This is a genomic window from Brachybacterium timonense, from assembly GCF_900258505.1.
GTDB classification, from domain to species: Bacteria; Actinomycetota; Actinomycetes; order Actinomycetales; family Dermabacteraceae; genus Brachybacterium; species Brachybacterium timonense.
This window is the reverse complement of record NZ_LT984895.1, coordinates 1,256,282-1,272,826: the sequence shown is the minus strand read 5'-3', so window position 1 is coordinate 1,272,826 and position 16,545 is coordinate 1,256,282. Positions and strand designations below refer to the sequence as shown.

Below are 16,545 nucleotides of genomic sequence, written 5' to 3'. Positions count from 1 at the left end.
TGTCCGCCTCAACTCGGCGCTCTGGAACGCACCGATCCTCGGCCCCGATGATCACCGCTGAGCGTTCCACCAGCCGCGCCACCTCCCGAAGGAGATTCAGTGCCTGTCGACATCCCCATGACCACGCTCGCTGACGGCACCGCGATGCCCCTGATCGGCTTCGGGACGAGCTCATTGAAAGGCAGGGCAGGCTGCGAGGCGATCACGAACGCCCTGCATGCTGGATACCGGCTGGTCGATACCGCCGCTCAATATGGCAACGAAGCCGCGGTGGGTGAGGCGATCCGTACCAGCGGTATCGACCCGGAGCAGGTGCTGGTGACCACGAAGATCGCTGGCGGCGACCAGGGCCGGGGAACCACCGAGCGGGGCCTGCGCGAGTCGCTGCGTCGGCTCGGGCTCGAGCGTGTATTCCTCACGCTGATCCACTGGCCGAATCCCTCGCGTGGCCTCGCACTGGAGACGTGGCGTGAACTGATCGAGCTGCGTGATGCCGGGCTCACCGAGCACATCGGCGTCTCCAATTTCCGCCCCGAGCAGCTGCAGGAGCTGATCGACGCCACCGGCGTCACCCCGGAGGTCAACCAGATCCAGCTCTCCCCCGCCCTCCCCCGCCACAGCAGCGTCGCCTTCCATCGCGAGAAGGGGATCGTCACCGAGGCGTGGGGGCCGCTGGGCGGCCGCGAACAGCTCTCCGACCAGTTCGCGGTGCAGAAGGTCGCCGCCAAGCGCGGGGTGAGCGCCGCCCAGGTGTGCCTGCGCTGGGCAGTGGATCAAGGCATCGTGGCGATCCCGAAGGCCAGTTCCGCCGCGCGTCAGGCAGCAAACCTCGACCTCACTTCGATCCACCTCGACGATGAGGACCGTCGCCTGCTCGACTCCGTGGACCTGGGCGAAGAGCGCGCCTGGGACAGTCGGGAGCATGAGGAGTGGTGACTGGCTCCTCCACCCGGTTCTTCCCAGGGCCGCAGCACCGCGAGATCGTGTTCCTCACCGGTTCGGGGCTGAGCGCCCGCACCGGCATGGGAACGTTCCGCGGACCGCAGGGCCTGTGGGCGCTTGATCCCGATATCGAGCGGGCGATGCACGCCGACGCGCTGCCGGACTCCCTACCGGATCTGTGGCGGGTGTGGGGCCGGATGGCGCGGATCGGCATCGAGCACGGACCCACGCCGGGGCACCGGGCGATCGCCCGCATGGGCTGCCCTGTCATCACCCAGAACGTCGACGGCTTGCATCAGGCGGCGGGCAGTGAGCTCGTGGCCGAACTGCACGGCACCGCGATGCGCGCGGTGTGCCTGGGTCCAGACTGTGAGTGGTCAACCGCCGTCACGCCGGGCGACGGTTCTCGCGCAGAGGATCACGGTGTCCCCGCGCGGTGCCCGTGGTGCGGTGAGGCCACGCGTCCGGATGTGGTGCTCTTCGATGAGCAGCTGCCGATGGACGCGCTCTCGCTCGGGCTGCGTCTGGCGCAGCGGGCAGACCTGTTCGTGGCGGTGGGAACGAGCGGTGTGGTCTTTCCTGCTGCGCAGCTCGCCCCTGCCGCGCGGGCAGCGGGAGCTACGACGGTGCTGATCGATATCGCCCCGGGTGATGAGGTGTATTTGCGCGCCGCCTTCGATCACGTGATCGCCGAAGACGCCCACGTCGTTCTGCCCGATTGGGAGCGGAAGCTCAATGGCGTGGGCGGCGGCAGCTTCCTGGACCCCTTCGCCTGAGCAGCTGCCGTCCGTCCCGCCGAGCGGGTGCACCTCAGAGCGGGTCAGTACACCATGCCCATGACGTCGCGTACGCGGTTCAAGGTGGCGTCGGCAACCTCGTTGGCACGGTCAATGCCGCGGCGCAGCACGGAGAACAGATAGCCCGGATCCTGCTCAAGCTCAGCGCGGCGCGCACGAATCGGCGCAAGGTGCTCGTTGAGCGCCTCGGCCGTCATCACCTTGAGCGTCCCGGCGCCCTTATCCCCGATGTCCTCGGCGATCTCCTGCGGGCTGCGCCCCGTGGACAGTGAGGCGATCATCAGCAGATTCGACACCTCGGGGCGGTTGTCGGGGTCATAGGTGATCAGCCGCTCGGAATCGGTCTTCGCCTTCTTGATCCGTTTGGCGGTCTCGTCGGCCGTCATCTTGAGCATCACGGTGTTGCCGCGGGACTTGCTCATCTTGTCGCCGTCGAGCCCCAGAATCGTCGGCGCATCCGACAGCAGCGCATCGGGCTCAGTGAAGAAGTGCTCGCCGCCCGCGTAACGCTCGTTGAAGCGGCGGGCGATCACACGGGTCTGCTCGATATGGGGCAGCTGGTCACGGCCGACGGGCACCACGTTGCCGTGGCAGAAGAGGATATCCGCGGCCTGATGCACGGGGTAGGTGAGCAAGAGCCCGCCCATGGCGGACTTCCCGGCGGCCTGCAGCTCAGACTTCACGGTGGGGTTGCGCTCGAGCTCGGGCTGGGTCACCAGCGAGAGGAACGGCAGCAGCAGCTGGTTCAGGGCGGGCACAGCGGAGTGGGCGAAGATCGTGGCTCGCTCCGGATCGATGCCAGCGGCCAGGTAGTCGGTGAGCAGCTCACGCACGCTACCGGCGATATCGCCCACCACGTCACGGTCAGTGATCACCTGATAATCCGCCACGAGCAACCACGTCTCGACGCCGGCCGACTGCAGGCGCACGCGGTTCTGCAGCGTGCCGAAGTAGTGCCCGATGTGCAGCGCCCCGGTGGGGCGATCCCCGGTGAGCATGCGCAGCCCCGAAGGGTCCTGCGCGATCTTCTGCTCGAGAGCCTGGCTGCGCTCGAGGGCGGTGTCATAGCTGGTGCGGGAGATAGCGGCGTCGTTCACCGCTCCATCGTAGGTCAGACGCGTTCTGCTCCAGCACCGTAAGTCCGCGGGCGCTTATTCCTGGCGGATGTGGTCGGAGCGCAGCGGAGCGCCGATTCCGATCGAGGTGATCGCAGCAATCACCACCGAACCGATCACAACGGCGAGGGCCGGACCCAGCAGGCTCGATGGCCCCAGGTGAGACATCTCCTCTGGCCCCAAGCCCTGATTCCCGAGCTCGACGAATGAGACAGCCACGGCATGCCCGACAGCCAAGGCGGCTCCCCCGCCGATGACCAGCGGGAGGGTGACTTCCAGCAGATGTGCACCACGCAGAATGCTCACGGGTGTGCCCACGAGCCTCAAGCGCGCATGCTCGCGGCGGCGCCCTATGGCCAGATCTGCAGTCCCGAGCAGGAAGGCGCCCAGTCCTACGGCGAGCACAGCCAGGTTCAGCAGTCGGATCGCATCGATCGTCGCCTGATACGGAGCGAAGTCCTCAGCGGTCCACCCGGTGAAGGCGTCGATGCCATGGGCGCGCAGTTCCGCGGGCAAATCGGGACGGGGATCAGCGAGGATCGTCGCCCTGACGTCACCGATGCGCCAGAACTGTTGATCACTCACCAGCGCTCGTGGGACGAACAACATCGGGGCCTCGTCCGTGTTCTGCCACGCGGGAGCATCGGGGGATCTGCTGAGCGTGTTTCCACCCGGGTCAACCCGTAGCACGGCGTCGCCGAATCCGCCGGTGTTCTCGTCGTATTCACCGCTGAACACGTCGACTGCTCCGCCCGGCGGCGTTCCCAGATCCACAGATGGTTCGGCGGGCAGCCAGGCCGCCTGGTCCTCTGTGCACCCCGTGATCTCGGGCCGGATAATCTGCAGCTCCTCGCATGTGGTGATGAGCGCCCCGACGGGGAGTTCGTCCGGTACCTGACCCGCGGCGGCGATGACCCCTGCAGCGCTGTACCCGATACGCCGAATACCCCCAACCTGTTCGACAGCGTTCTCCAGGTCTGTGATCGCAGCGGCATCCCCGACGCGCGCCTGAGCGCTCGCTTCGACGTCACGGTCGTGCCGACCCGCCTGATAGACCGGCGCCTTCATCAGTTCGCTGATGAGCCCCTGCGCCGCTGTCGTGACCACAACACCCACCACGAGGCCGCCGAGCACCCTGCCCAGCAACGCGGGCTGCACCTGCAGACGTCGGCCCGCCACCACCGCGACGGGGGCATGCGATCGAACCATGACATCGGCGCTTCGACGCACAAGCAGCGCTGGAAGAAGCAGGGTTCCGAGTGCGGCGAGGGCGGTGCCACCGAAGAACAGAGCGGCCGTGCGCTGGTGCGGGTGTGGGAGGGCCCAGCTGACCCAGAGCATCACCAGGCCGATGCCCAGTACGGCGGCGCGCCACAGACCGGGCGTGCGCGGCACCGCACCCCGGGCACGCTCCAGGCTGCGCTCGCGGGCGCGCCCCGACGGCATCACAGATCCGGCGATCAAGCACAGCGGCACCGCGAACGACGCCACGACAGCGAACCGGGTCGCGCTCGGCTCCGGTGACATATCCAGCAGTGAGCGACCGATGAGCGGCACCAGCGCCGTCCCCGCGGCGGTGCCTGCGACCAGGCCGATCAGCGTCGGCAGCAGCGTCTCCCCGATCCCCACCAGGATCTGGTCTCGTCTGCACATGCCGAGCAGCTGCAGGCGAGCCATCCGCTGCGCCCGCTCGCGTTCCGACATGCGGCCCGTCGCCGCGGCTGCCGCTAGGACCGGCAAGCCGATGGCAAGGCCGACAATGCCCGGCAGGATCAGCTCGTAGACGCCACTGCCTTCTTGCGGCGCCAGCATGCGTGGCCGGCCTGCGTCCAGCAGGGAGAGCACCAGGATCAGCATCGCGCTGCCGATCGCGGTGGTGAGCAGGGCACTCAGCGCACGGAATCGGCCTGTTCCACTCGAACGCAACGCGAGGGTGAGACCAAGTCGAGCTGGCCGCAGCATGTCACCCCACCAGCTTTCCGTCGCGCATGGTCACAAGCCGATCCAGGTACGCCGCCACGCGATTGTCGTGCGTCACGACCACCAGGGCCGTGCTCTGCTCGGCAGCAGTCTCGATCAGCGCCTGCATCACCACATCCGCCGTCACGGTGTCGAGCGCGCCGGTCGGCTCGTCCGCCACGAGCAGAGCTGGCTGATGCACAAGGGCTCGGCCGACAGCCGCACGCTGCGCCTGCCCACCCGAGACCTGGGCGGCCCGACGGTCCGCAACCTCAGTCAGGCCAAGACGTTCGAGCATCGTCGCAACACGGGATCTCACCCCCTCCGGCTTCCCGCCGAGAAGCTGCAGGGGGAGCGCAAGGTTCTCGCGCAACGTGAGCTCACTGATGAGGTCACCGAACTGGAAAACCATGCCCATGCGCGAGAGTCGCAGGCGTGCCCGTTCCTTGTCGGACAGGGCCGTGAGGTCCTCACCCAGCACACGCACGTCCCCGCGGTCGGGAACCAGCACACCGGCGAGCACGTGCAGCAGCGTCGACTTTCCACAGCCTGAGGGCCCCATGATGGCGACGCTCTCCCCATCGGCGATCCGCAGGGAGACTCCGCGCAACGCCGGGTCGGACCGGTAGGAGAGATGAACGTCGCGAAGGTCAACGACTGCAGGGCGACCAGAGCCTGGGGTCGCGGTCGCATCGTGTCGTGCTGCGGTCGTCATGAGTGCTCCTCGTCGTGCTCTGTGGAGCTCTCGGGGGCGGTGTTCCAGTGCTCACGCAGTGCGTCCAGTCGCGCCCCGGCTTCCTCGATCCACCGCAGATCTGCATCCAGGTGCGTGAGTTCGTAGTCCAGCTGCAGCATGAGTCCAGGGGCGGCGTCGCGACGGCGCGCGGTCAGCTCACGCATGCGCACCATGTGGCTCTGGCGCTGCGCCGTCAGCACCTCCTGCGCGTCCCGACCAGACAGCAGAGCGAGCGACACGCGCGAGAAGAGAGTCGATGCCGAGAATGCCCCGGTGGCCTGCGGGCTGTAGATCCAGGTCTCCAGCTCTGTGACACCGTCCTCGGTGATGCCGTACAGCTTGCGCTCCGGCCCTGAGCCGGTCTCCACACTGAGGATCTCCGCCCATCCCTGGCGTTCGAAGCGCGCCAGGGAAGCGTAAACCTGTCCGAAGGCCAGCGGGCGTTCGGGCGCCAGCAGCGTGTCGTAGTCCTGCTTCAGGGAATACCCGTAGGCAGGGGATCGATCCAGCAGGCCCAGCAGGGCGTGTGCAGTACTCATGGCGGCACTATACACACGCTGTATACCTCTCGCGTATAGCTGCGCGGCCACGGCGCATCAGAGGACTCTCGGCGCACCCCCGACGAGCACGCGCCCGGGGCTGACCTAGGTCCGCCGGGCAAGCGCGGTGAACTGGTCCCCTACGAGCGCGCGCCCGGGCCCGACTCAGCTCACGAAATCCGGCGCAATGCTGCCGGGGCCGCCTGCGGCTCCTCTGGCGCACCGGCCGTACTGCCGCGAACGATGAGCTGCGGACGCACAACCACTTCGGAACGGGCTGGCCTGCGTGAGCGTTCTCCGCCGCCGAGCGCGGCGACCACCGCTGCACGCGCCATCGACCCGATCGCCTGCCGCACCGTGGTCAGCGGCGGCGCTGTCAACGACGCCCAGCCGACGTCGTCGTAGCCGACGATCGACACATCTGAGGGCACCTCAAGTCCGAGGGATCGCACACCCTCGAGAGCTCCGGCCGCCATCACGTCAGAGCCGCAGACAACAGCGGTGGCGCCGCGCGCCACAAGGTCTCGCGCCGCCTGATAGCCACCGGCGTAGGAGAAGTCCGTGAAGACCACGGGACGCGCAGTGCGGCCATGCTGCTCTGCCTGGGACTCGAACACCCGCACTTTCTCGCGAACCGGCCAGGTGTGCTCATCCCCCACGGCCAGCCCGATCCGCACGTGCCCCAGGTCCTCGAGATGGGTGAGCACGAGCGTCATGGCATGCCCGTCGTCAGTCGAGAGAAAACTTGCAGAGAGGTCCTCACGCACACCGTTGATGAGCACGAGCGGAACCCCTGCACTCGAAATCTCCCGATAATGATCAATCGGTCCGAGGTGCTGGGCATGGTGTCCAGACACGACAATGATGCCGCTCACGCCACTGCAGAGAAAGCGCTGAAAGATCTCCCGCTCACGCTCCACCGTGCGGGCGCGCAGCGCCACAAGCGCCGAGGCTCCACGCTCGAACAGCTCAGCTTCCAGGCGCTCGACCCAGCTGGCGAAGACCTGATTATCAAGGTCAGGGACGAGCACTCCCACGAGGGGGCCACTCTCGGTGAGCGAGGGCCGAACGTCCCTGCCGAGCTGCCGGGCGGCATTGATGACCAGCTGGCGCGTCGCGTCATTGACGCCGGGGCGTCCATTGAGGACACGGGAGACAGTGGCCTCGCTGACGCCTGCGAGCTGGGCGATGTCGATGAGTCGCGCCTTCACGAGCCATCCTTCCGGGGAGTCGGCCCGCAGAAGCGTCGGGACCGACATGACGAATGAAACTTCTTGCGCATTCTTGCACACTCGGTACGCAGGATCTACAGTCGGTCTCATCAGGATGAACTTCCTGTTCCGGTCGAACGACCACGATTCAAAGGAGAAGACGTGTTGATCCGTCGCAAGAGCTTCCTCGCCCTCGGTGGCGCCGCTGCGGGCGCCGCATTCCTCGCCGCGTGCGGCGGCGACAGCTCGGGCAGTGACAATGGTGCGGGCAACGGCTCGGACGCAGGCGGTGCATCGGACGCAGGCGGCGCCGAGGGCGCCCCGGCTCGCGCCGATGCTGACCTGGTGATCTGGGCCGACGAGAAGAAGGCGCAGGCTCTTGAGGGCCCCGCCAAGGAGTGGGCCGACGCCCAGGGCCTCACCGTCGCTGTCCAGACCGTCGCCAATGACCTGCAGTCCAGCTTCGTGACCGCCAACCAGGCCGGTAACGGTCCGGACATCGTTCTCGGCGCACACGACTGGATCGGCAACCTGGTCCAGAACGGCTCGATCTCCCCCGTGCAGCTCCCGGCCGACGCTGATACGACGCTCGCGCCCGTCGCGAAGACCGCCGTGACCTTCGATGGACAGACGTACGGCGTGCCCTATGCAGTTGAGACCATCGCGCTGTTCGCTAACAAGGAGCTCACCGACGTCCCCGCCCCGGCGACCATCGAAGAGCTGGTCGACGCTGCGAAGGCTGGCGGCGCTGAGGTGCTGCTGTCCCTGCCCGTCGGTGAGCAGGGCGACGCCTACCACATGCAGCCCCTGTACACCTCCGGTGGCGGCTACCTGTTCGGCACCGACGCCGAGGGCAACCAGGACCCGTCCGACCTGGGCGTCGGCAAGGAAGGCTCCATCGCCGCAGCCGAGAAGATCGGCGCCCTGGGCAAGGATGGCGTGCTGTCAACCTCCGTCACCGGCGAGAACGCCATCGCCCTGTTCACCGATAAGAAGGCCGCGTACCTCGTGTCCGGGCCGTGGGCGCTGTCGGACATCATCGACTCCGGCATCGACTTCGAGATGACCGCCGTGCCCGGCTTCGACGGCATGGATCCCGCCAAGCCGTTCGCTGGCGTCAACGCCTTCTACGTGGCGTCTTCGGGTAAGAACGCGGGCTTTGCCCAGCAGTTCGTGGCTGATGTCGCCTCCAAGGCTGACATCGCCGAGAAGATGTTCGAGAAGAACCAGCTCCCGCCGGTCAACCTGGAGCTGCAGAAGAAGCTCTCGGGCGAGTACCCGAACATTGTGAAGATCGCTGAGTTCGCGGAGCAGGCGGACCCGATGCCGTCGATCCCCGAGATGGCCGCCATTTGGGGCCCGCTCGGCCAGGCCCAGGCCAATATCATCGGCGGCGCCGACCCGGCCTCCACGATGAAGTCCGCTGGCGACGAGATCGCCTCGCAGATCAAGTGATGTGACGGAGGCGCGGTGATCACCAGTGATCGCCGCGCCTCCGCCCTGCTCCCCTTCAGCCTCCTCCTCGGTCCTCCGGTCTCCTGAAAGGCTCGTCACTGATGACGTCCACGAAGTCGCCGGGACACGCCCACCGCAGCACCACCATCACCTCTGTGATCGGGCGGGTACTGTTCCTGGGCGTCGTGCTCGCGATCACCATCTTCTTCACGCCGATCCTCGTCGCACAGAAATCGTGGCTGTGGCTGACCGTGCTGCTGCTCTCGGCTCTGGCGATCTTCATCCTGTACTCCACCAAGCGCCTGGTGCCCGGAAAGTACCTCTTCCCCGGCACGTTCTTCCTGGTGGTCTTCCTGATCGCGCCGATCATCCTGACCGTCGGCTACTCCTTCACGAACTATGGCGACGGCACCCGCGGCACGAAGGAGCAGGCGATCAACTCGATCGTCTCCAACTCCGTGCAGCAGACCGCGGATTCCCCCGTCTACACGATGACGGTGGCCACCACCGGCAGCCCCACCGAGGGACCGTTCACTCTGTACTTGGTCGACCCGGAGACGAACACGGTGTACGTCGGCAGCGAGGAACAGCCGCTGGAGGAGGTGCCCGCTGGCGACGTCACCGTCACCGACGGTCGCGTCACCGAGGTATCCCAGGGCGAGATCCTCGATGCCCGCCAGGTCAACGCCGTCTACAACGAGCTCACGAAAATGGCCGTGCCCGTCGACGAAACGTCTGCGGTGCGACCGCAGGGCGTTGCCCAGGCATTCGTCGGCACGACCCGCCTGCAGTACGACGAGAAGACCGACACCATCACAGACACGGCCTCCGGCGAGACCTACACCGTGGGAAAGGTCGGAGACACCGAGTACTTCGTCAACGCTGACGGCAAGCCAGCCTTCTCCCAATCCTGGCTGCAGGGCGTGGGCTGGAAGAACTACGAGCGGCTGTTCACCAACGCCAATATCGCCAAGCAGTTCCTGGGTGCCTTCCTCTGGACGCTCATCTTCGCGGCAGGCTCCGTGCTGTCGACCTTCATCGTCGGCTTCGCGCTCGCACTCATCCTGAATGACGAGCGCCTCAAGGGCCGCCGCATTTACCGGTCGATCCTGCTGATGCCGTACGCGGTGCCTGGCTTTATCGCGCTGCTGGTGTGGTCCAACTTCTACAACCGCGACTTCGGTCTCATCAACGAAACACTGGGCCTGAGCCTGAACTGGTTTGGCGATCCGATTTTGGCCAAAGTCGCTGTGCTGCTGACGAACCTGTGGATGGGCTTCCCCTACATGTTCATCGTCTCCACGGGCGCGCTGCAGGCGATCCCGCACGACATCACCGAAGCCGCACGCATCGACGGCGCCACCCGATTCCAAACCACGGTGCGCGTGGTCATGCCGCTGCTGCTCGTCGCTGTTGCACCGCTGCTCGTGGCGTCCTTCGCCTTCAACTTCAACAACTTCAATGCGATCGAGCTGCTCACGCAGGGCGGTCCGTTCCCGCCCGGTGAGTACACCCGCGGCTCCACAGACATCCTGATCTCGATGATCTACCGCATCGCCTTCGGTGGCTCCGGCGCGGACTTCGGGTTCGCCTCGGCTGTTTCGGTGGCGCTGTTCGTCCTGACCGGTGTGCTGGCCGCGTTCCAGTTCCGGTTCACCAAGGTCCTCGAAGACGTGAACTGAGGAGGCTCCCGACATGACTGCATCCACGTCCCCTACCCCTGCGGCGAGCGCTTCCACCACGTCAAGGACCCCGGCTCCAGCCCGTCGAATGAGCTTCGGGCGCTGGTTCGCCGAGATCGGCTGGCGTCACATCGTCGGCATCATCGCGGTGATCTTCGCGGTGTTCCCGATCCTGTTCGTGTTCTCCGCGTCCGTGAACCCATTGGGCACGGTGGCTGCAACCGGCCTGATCCCCACACAGTTCAGCCTGGAGCACTACACGTCGCTGCTGCGCGGCGAGCACGGCGCGTTCACCCGCTGGTACCTCAACACCGTGATCGTCTGCGTCACCGTGGCGTTCGTGCAGGTGTTCCTGTCGGTACTGGCCGCCTACGCCTTCAGCCGCTTCCGGTTCGCCGGCCGACGCATCGGCCTGCTGTCGCTGCTGCTGGTGATGATGTTCCCGTCGATCCTGTCAATGATCGCGATCTACTCGATGATCTCCGACCTCGGCGACGCGGTGCCGCTGCTGGGTCTGAACTCGATCCCGGGCTACCTCATCGTTCTGCTGGGCGGCTCACTCGGGCAGGTGTGGCTGATCAAGGGCTTCTTCGACACGGTGCCGAAGGAGCTCGATGAGGCCGCCATCATCGACGGCTGCAACCACTGGCAGGTGTTCACGAAGATCCTGCTGCCGGCGCTGGTGCCGATCCTGGCCACCACCCTGCTGCTCTCACTCGTCGGCGTACTCAGTGAGTTCCTGCTCGGCTCGATCTTCCTGACCGCTGATGAGAACAAGACTCTCGCGGTGGGCCTGTACGGGCTGCTCTCGGAGAACCGCTCCAACAACCTGGGCGTGTTCGCCGCCGGCTCCATGATGATCATGGTCCCGGTGATCATCCTGTACCAGTTCCTGCAGCGGTACATCGTCGGCGGCTCCACCGCGGGCGCCGTCAAGGGCTGAGCGATTCCTGCGAGAACCGGCGGGCCGATTCCTTGGCTCGCCGGTTCTCATGCCGGCCGCAATCCATCTGTTCCTCTCGTTGATCCTCCAGGAGACTGCGTGTTCACCGCCCCGTCCGAGCCATCTGGTGTGCCTCTTGCGCAGCAGGTCATGCATGACAGCGGGCCGCTCTTCGTGCCGCAGCAGCCCCGGGAACTCGGCGATGAGGTCGAGCTGCGGGTCTGGGTCCCCGAGTCGTGGCCGCTGCGCACGATCGCGCTGCGCACCCTCGTCAATGCGGAGATGAGCACCTCTGTTCTCTCGCTCGATCGGCACGAGGAGCGCGGCGCCTGGTGGCGCACGAGCATCCGCATGACCAACCCGGTCATGCCGTATCGCTTCTGCCTGATCTCCGACGGCGAATCCGTGCCCTCCTACGCCTGGCTGACAGCCGCTGGGATCCAGCCCTGGGATGTCTCCGACGCCACAGACTTCCGCCTGGTGGTGCACGAGCCCGCACCTGACTGGGTGGACGATGCCGTGGTCTACCAGATCTTCCCGGACCGCTTCGCCCGTTCCGCGCGTGCCGAGGTCGATGCAGCGGGCCGTCCCACCGGTAATCATGTGCCCGACTGGGCGCACCCGATGGCCTGGAACGAGCCTGCAGCGGAGGGCGGCACGCTCAACGGCACCCAGCTCTACGGCGGCGACCTCGACGGTGTGATCGAGCATCTGGATCACATCGCATCGCTCGGCGCGAACACGGTGTACCTCACGCCGATCTTCCCGGGCGGGTCGGTGCACCGTTACGACGCCTCTACCTTCGACCATGTGGATCCGCTGTTGGGCGGCGACGACGCTCTGGTGCGCCTGTCCGAGGCACTGCATGCGCGCGGGATGCGGCTCATGCTGGACCTCACCACCAATCACACGGGCGTGACCCACGAGTGGTTCCAGCGTGCGCAGGCCGACAGCAACGCTCCGGAGGCCGAGTTCTATTCGTTCTCCTCCCATCCCGACGCCTATCGCTGCTGGCTAGGCATCCCTTCGCTGCCGAGCCTGGAGCATTCCTCGCGGCTGCTGCGCGAGCGACTGCTCGCGGGGCCAGGCTCGATCGTCGGCCGGTATCTGTCCGACCCCTTCCTGGCCGACGGGTGGCGCATCGACGTGGCTCACATGACTGGCCGCAACGGCGCTGAAGACCACAACCTCGAGGTGGCCACCACGATCCGGCAGACGATGCGGGATATCGCTACGCGCACCGGGCGCGGCACCTGGTTGCTGGCCGAGCACGGCCACGACGCCACCGGTGACCTGCAGGGCGATGGCTGGCACGGCACGATGAACTACGCCGGTTTCACCCGGCCGCTGTGGGCCTGGCTCAGCGAGCAGGACTCCCCCGTGAACTGGCTGGGTCTGCCGATGACCACTCCACGTATCCCCGGCTGGGCGGCGGCACGCACGCTACGCGACTACAACGCGCACATGCCGTGGCCCTCGCGCCTGCACTCGCAGAATCAGCTCTCCAGTCACGACACCCCGCGTATTCGCACGGTCGTGGGCAACCGGGAGCGCCACCTGGTGGCCCTTGCGGCGCAGGCGGCGCTGCCGGGTGTTCCCACGCTGTTCGCCGGCGATGAGCTCGGGCTGCAGGGGCGCAATGGCGAGCACGCCCGCACGCCGATGCCCTGGGAGGCCATCGCGGCGCTCGATGAGTGGAGGGACCGCCCTGCGCAGACCGCTCTCGAGCGCGATATCGACCCGGTGATCCTCACCGCTGTGCGTGATCTCATGGCTCTACGACACACTCACGAGGCGCTACGCCGAGGCGGACTGCAGTGGCTGCACATGGGCCAGGAGTCCATGACCCTGCTGCGCACCCACCCAGACGGCAACGTGCTCGTGCACCTGGCCCGCGCAGCGCATGAACCGATCACGATCGACCTGCGCCTTCTTCCCACAGGCGATGCCACCACGCTGCTGCATGCGCTGGGCGATGTGCAATGGAGCAGCGAGGATGGAGAGCTGACTCTGCAGGCAGACACCCCCGGCGCCGCACTGCTGGCCCTGCCAGCCCGTAACGCTGTTGCCGCGCTGGCTAGCACCCCTGCGCCTGGCGATCGACACCACTGAACTGCGCGGCACCCACATCCGGACCGCATCCGACCAAGTAGCTGAAAGGACATCATGACCAGCATCAACACCTCGACGACCGTGCCTGCTTCCGAGGGCCGCACCGAGTGGTGGCGCGATGCGGTGGTCTATCAGATCTATCCGCGCTCCTTCGCCGACGCCGACGGTGACGGCATGGGTGATCTGCGCGGCATCACCGATCGGCTCGAACATGTGGCCTCGCTCGGTGTCGACGCGATCTGGCTATCACCCTTCTACACCTCACCGCAGAACGACGGCGGCTACGACGTAGCCGACCACACGGACGTCGATCCCCGTTTCGGCACCCTCGAGGACGCCGATCGCCTGATCGAGGTCGCACACTCCCTTGGTCTGAAGGTGATCGTCGACGTCGTACCGAACCACTCCTCCAGCGAGCATGAGCTGTTCCAGCGCGCCCTCGCCGCTGGCCCGGGCTCACCTGAGCGTGACCTGTACATCTTCCGTGAGGGACGCGGTGAGAATGGTGAGCTGCCCCCGAACAACTGGCATTCGATCTTCCACGGCGACGCCTGGACCCGCGTGACCGAGGCCGACGGTCGCCCCGGCCAGTGGTACCTGCACCTGTTCGACACCACCCAGCCGGACTGGAACTGGGACAACCCCGCCGTTCATGCGCTGCATGCGGACATCCTGCGGTTCTGGCTGGACCGCGGCGTGGACGGCTTCCGCGTGGACGTCGCCCACGGCATGGCCAAGCCCGAGGGGCTGCCGGACTCACCCGTGGGGTCCGACGGCATGGCCGTGGTGCCCGAGGGCGAAGTGCCGGTGTACTTCGACAACGACGGCGTGCACGAGATCTACCGCGAATGGCGGAAGATCCTGGACGAGTACCCCGGCGAGCGCATGATGGTGGGCGAAGCCTGGATTCCGGAGCGTTCGATCCCGAAGTACGTCGCACCCGATGAGATGCACCAGGTGTTCAACTTTGGGTTCCTCCAGGCTCGCTGGGACACGGCGGCGATGCGGCGCGCGATCGTCGAGCCGCTGCGTCTGGCAGACCAGGTGGGTGCCCCGACGACGTGGGTGCTGTCGAATCACGATGTGATCCGCCACGCCACCCGGTACGGGTTCCCTCCGGACCATCGCTTCGGCGAGGGGCTGTCGCGCGAGGAGACGCCCGACGCGGAGCTCGGACTGCGCCGTGCACGCGCCGCGACGCTGCTGATGCTGGCTCTGCCCGGCTCGGCGTATCTGTATCAGGGCGAGGAGCTGGGGCTGCCTGAGGTGGCGGATATCCCCGATGAGCTGCGCGAGGACCCGGCGCACAAGCGCGGCGGCGTCCCCGGCCGTGACGGCTGCCGCGTGCCGCTGCCCTGGCGGGCCGACGCTCCCGGCTACGGGTTCTCCCCGACAGGTGCGAGCTGGCTGCCGCAGCCGGGTTCCTTCGGTCTGCTCGCCGCGGATCAGCAGGCCGGCGTCGAGGGGTCGACGCTGGAGATGTACCGCGAGGCGCTTCGTCTGCGGCGTGCCCTGAAGCTCGGCGCACACGGCGCAAGCGACAGCGTCTCCTTCTCCGACGATGCACCCGACGGCGTGCTCATCGTGCATCACGGGCCAGTGACCATCGTTGTGAACACGACGCCGGACCCCGTGACGCTCGCGACGCTGCCCGTGGATCACGAGGCTACTGTGCTGCTCGGGTCGGCGCCGATCGAGGCGGGCTGCGTGCCCGGCGATGCTGCGGTATGGCTGGCCGCAGACGGTGCGGAGTCCTGAGCCACGTCGGCTCCCCCAACTAGGATGTCGCGCATGTCTGAGTCTGTGCCCGCGGCATCCCCTGATTTCGATCTTGTTCTGGTGGGCACGGGCCTCGGCGTGCACGCCGTGGCCCGTGCGTTCCACGAAGAATACGGAGTGGTCGCCACAGTCGTGACCAAGGTGGCTATCGAGCCGATGCGTCGTTCGGTGACCGCTGAGGTGATCGAGCTCGGGCGGAGCGCTACTGACGAGGACATGATCCGTCGCCTCGAGATGATTGGTCGTGACCGGGCCACTATTCGCCCGCAGTTGCTGCTGGCCAACGCGGACTCGGTCATCCAGATGCTCAGTGACCACCGCAGTCGGCTCGAGCCACTCTTCGTCATGCCGATCCTGTCAGCAGGCCTGCTCGATCAGCTCTCGGATAAGGCGGAGTTCTCCCGCCTATGCACTGAGCACGGAATAGATACTCCCCGCACCGAGATTATCGACTTCACGGCGCCGCTGCCCGAGAACTGGACACCACCAAAGTCGCGGATTCCTTTCCCGCTTGTGGTGAAGGCCGCACGGACCGCGGACATGGCACACGTGCGATTCCCCGAGAAAAAGAAGGTGTGGTTCGTCCACGACGACGAGGAGCTTCGGCAGCTGCTCTCCGCGATCGCCCAGGCAGGTTTTCGCGGCCGGCTCGTGGTCCAAGAGCTGGTACCGGGCGATGACACCACAGAAGGCTCGATCACCGCGTATGTCGACACCCATTCCCGTGTGACGCTGCTGTGCAGCGCCCGCGTGTTGCTGGGTGAGCACACACCCGATGCACTCGGCCGGCCAGCGGCCATGATCACCGTTGCCCTGGATGATGCGCTCGCCCAGGCTCGGACGTTGCTGGAGGCCACCGGTTACCGCGGCTTCGCGAACCTGGACATCAAGCTCGATCCACGTACAGGACGCTGGGTGTTCTTCGAGGTGAACCCACGGATCGGCCGCAACAACTTCTACGTCTCGGCCGCAGGTGCGAACATTGCCCGGTTCCCGGTGGCCGATGTGATCGAGCACCGCGCCCTTGAACCGGTCACCGATGTGGGCGAGGTCCTGTATTCACTGGTGCCCGTGTGGTTCCTTCTGCGGTACGTACGCGACGGCGAGCTGAGGCGCCGGGTGCGCGCCGCTGCGCGGCGGGGTGTGGCCAACCCGTGGATCTACGGTCCCGATGGCAGGTGGATGCGGAGGTACGCGCGAGCCGTCGGGATCAATCACATCCGCAAGTTCCTGCGGTACTACCCGAGACCCACATCATCTGGGTTCTGAGTTACA

The 16,545-nt window shown here is 66.6% G+C and carries 13 protein-coding genes; 8 read left to right on the top strand and 5 right to left on the bottom strand.

The genetic code is table 11. The features are described from left to right. Positions 1 to 99 precede the first annotated feature (99 nt). Together C8271_RS05540 and C8271_RS05535 are read left to right on the top strand one after the other, a co-directional pair. Positions 100 to 936 (top strand): aldo/keto reductase, encoded by an 837-nt coding sequence (locus C8271_RS05540; RefSeq protein ID WP_245920939.1) that lies wholly within the window; start codon positions 100 to 102, stop codon positions 934 to 936. Beyond that, positions 933 to 1,718, top strand: a complete 786-nt coding sequence (locus C8271_RS05535; RefSeq protein WP_245920937.1) for an SIR2 family NAD-dependent protein deacylase — start codon at positions 933 to 935, stop codon at positions 1,716 to 1,718. The genes C8271_RS05540 and C8271_RS05535 overlap by 4 nt, the downstream gene beginning before the upstream one ends. Before the next feature lie 44 nt (positions 1,719 to 1,762). On the opposite strand, the gene trpS is transcribed toward C8271_RS05535, so the two are convergent. The 5 genes from trpS to C8271_RS05510 form a co-directional block, all read right to left on the bottom strand. Beyond that, positions 1,763 to 2,836 carry a tryptophan--tRNA ligase gene (gene trpS, locus C8271_RS05530; protein ID WP_106506466.1) on the bottom strand — a complete coding sequence of 358 codons (1,074 nt, stop codon included), beginning with the start codon at positions 2,834 to 2,836 and terminating at the stop codon, positions 1,763 to 1,765. A 54-nt stretch (positions 2,837 to 2,890) separates the two neighbouring features. Then, positions 2,891 to 4,816: an FtsX-like permease family protein gene (locus tag C8271_RS05525; protein WP_106506465.1), complete on the bottom strand. Its 1,926-nt coding sequence runs from the start codon at positions 4,814 to 4,816 to the stop codon at positions 2,891 to 2,893. A 1-nt stretch (position 4,817) separates the two neighbouring features. Next, positions 4,818 to 5,528, bottom strand: coding sequence for an ABC transporter ATP-binding protein (locus C8271_RS05520; RefSeq protein WP_106506464.1), 711 nt, complete (start codon positions 5,526 to 5,528; stop codon positions 4,818 to 4,820). Continuing rightward, on the bottom strand, positions 5,525 to 6,088 hold the full coding sequence (locus C8271_RS05515) for a PadR family transcriptional regulator (protein WP_106506463.1): 564 nt from the start codon (positions 6,086 to 6,088) through the stop codon (positions 5,525 to 5,527). Before C8271_RS05515 ends, C8271_RS05520 begins: the two co-directional genes overlap by 4 nt. Positions 6,089 to 6,258: 170 nt before the next feature. Further along, complete coding sequence (locus C8271_RS05510; RefSeq protein ID WP_106506462.1) at positions 6,259 to 7,347, bottom strand: LacI family DNA-binding transcriptional regulator; 1,089 nt, start codon at positions 7,345 to 7,347, stop codon at positions 6,259 to 6,261. Between the two features lie 114 nt (positions 7,348 to 7,461). On the opposite strand from C8271_RS05510, the gene C8271_RS05505 reads away from it, so the two are divergent. From C8271_RS05505 to C8271_RS05480, 6 genes are all read left to right on the top strand, one after another. Next, positions 7,462 to 8,754 carry a sugar ABC transporter substrate-binding protein gene (locus C8271_RS05505; RefSeq protein ID WP_106506461.1) on the top strand — a complete coding sequence of 431 codons (1,293 nt, stop codon included), beginning with the start codon at positions 7,462 to 7,464 and terminating at the stop codon, positions 8,752 to 8,754. 101 nt (positions 8,755 to 8,855) lie between these two features. Beyond that, positions 8,856 to 10,436, top strand: a complete 1,581-nt coding sequence (locus tag C8271_RS05500) for an ABC transporter permease subunit (protein WP_106506460.1) — start codon at positions 8,856 to 8,858, stop codon at positions 10,434 to 10,436. Positions 10,437 to 10,524: 88 nt separating this feature from the next. Then, positions 10,525 to 11,379: a sugar ABC transporter permease gene (locus tag C8271_RS05495; RefSeq protein ID WP_425428204.1), complete on the top strand. Its 855-nt coding sequence runs from the start codon at positions 10,525 to 10,527 to the stop codon at positions 11,377 to 11,379. A gap of 99 nt (positions 11,380 to 11,478) precedes the next feature. After that, a complete protein-coding gene (locus tag C8271_RS05490) occupies positions 11,479 to 13,491 on the top strand; it encodes a glycoside hydrolase family 13 protein (protein ID WP_245920936.1) in 2,013 nt (670 codons plus the stop codon). 54 nt (positions 13,492 to 13,545) lie between these two features. Beyond that, on the top strand, positions 13,546 to 15,249 hold the full coding sequence (locus C8271_RS05485) for a glycoside hydrolase family 13 protein (RefSeq protein ID WP_106506458.1): 1,704 nt from the start codon (positions 13,546 to 13,548) through the stop codon (positions 15,247 to 15,249). Between the two features lie 33 nt (positions 15,250 to 15,282). Then, positions 15,283 to 16,539, top strand: a complete 1,257-nt coding sequence (locus C8271_RS05480; RefSeq protein WP_106506457.1) for a carboxylate--amine ligase — start codon at positions 15,283 to 15,285, stop codon at positions 16,537 to 16,539. Positions 16,540 to 16,545 lie beyond the last annotated feature (6 nt).

What these genes read in the sequence shown, in the direction of transcription:
- C8271_RS05480 (WP_106506457.1), top strand. Translation starts at nt 15,283, where the DNA reads ATGTCTGAGTCTGTGCCCGCGGCATCCCCTGATTTCGATCTTGTTCTG.
- C8271_RS05495 (WP_425428204.1), top strand. Translation starts at nt 10,525, where the DNA reads ATGAGCTTCGGGCGCTGGTTCGCCGAGATCGGCTGGCGTCACATCGTC.
- C8271_RS05510 (WP_106506462.1), bottom strand. Translation starts at nt 7,347, where the DNA reads ATGTCGGTCCCGACGCTTCTGCGGGCCGACTCCCCGGAAGGATGGCTC.
- C8271_RS05500 (WP_106506460.1), top strand. Translation starts at nt 8,856, where the DNA reads ATGACGTCCACGAAGTCGCCGGGACACGCCCACCGCAGCACCACCATC.
- C8271_RS05515 (WP_106506463.1), bottom strand. Translation starts at nt 6,088, where the DNA reads ATGAGTACTGCACACGCCCTGCTGGGCCTGCTGGATCGATCCCCTGCC.
- C8271_RS05520 (WP_106506464.1), bottom strand. Translation starts at nt 5,528, where the DNA reads ATGACGACCGCAGCACGACACGATGCGACCGCGACCCCAGGCTCTGGT.
- C8271_RS05485 (WP_106506458.1), top strand. Translation starts at nt 13,546, where the DNA reads ATGACCAGCATCAACACCTCGACGACCGTGCCTGCTTCCGAGGGCCGC.
- C8271_RS05525 (WP_106506465.1), bottom strand. Translation starts at nt 4,816, where the DNA reads ATGCTGCGGCCAGCTCGACTTGGTCTCACCCTCGCGTTGCGTTCGAGT.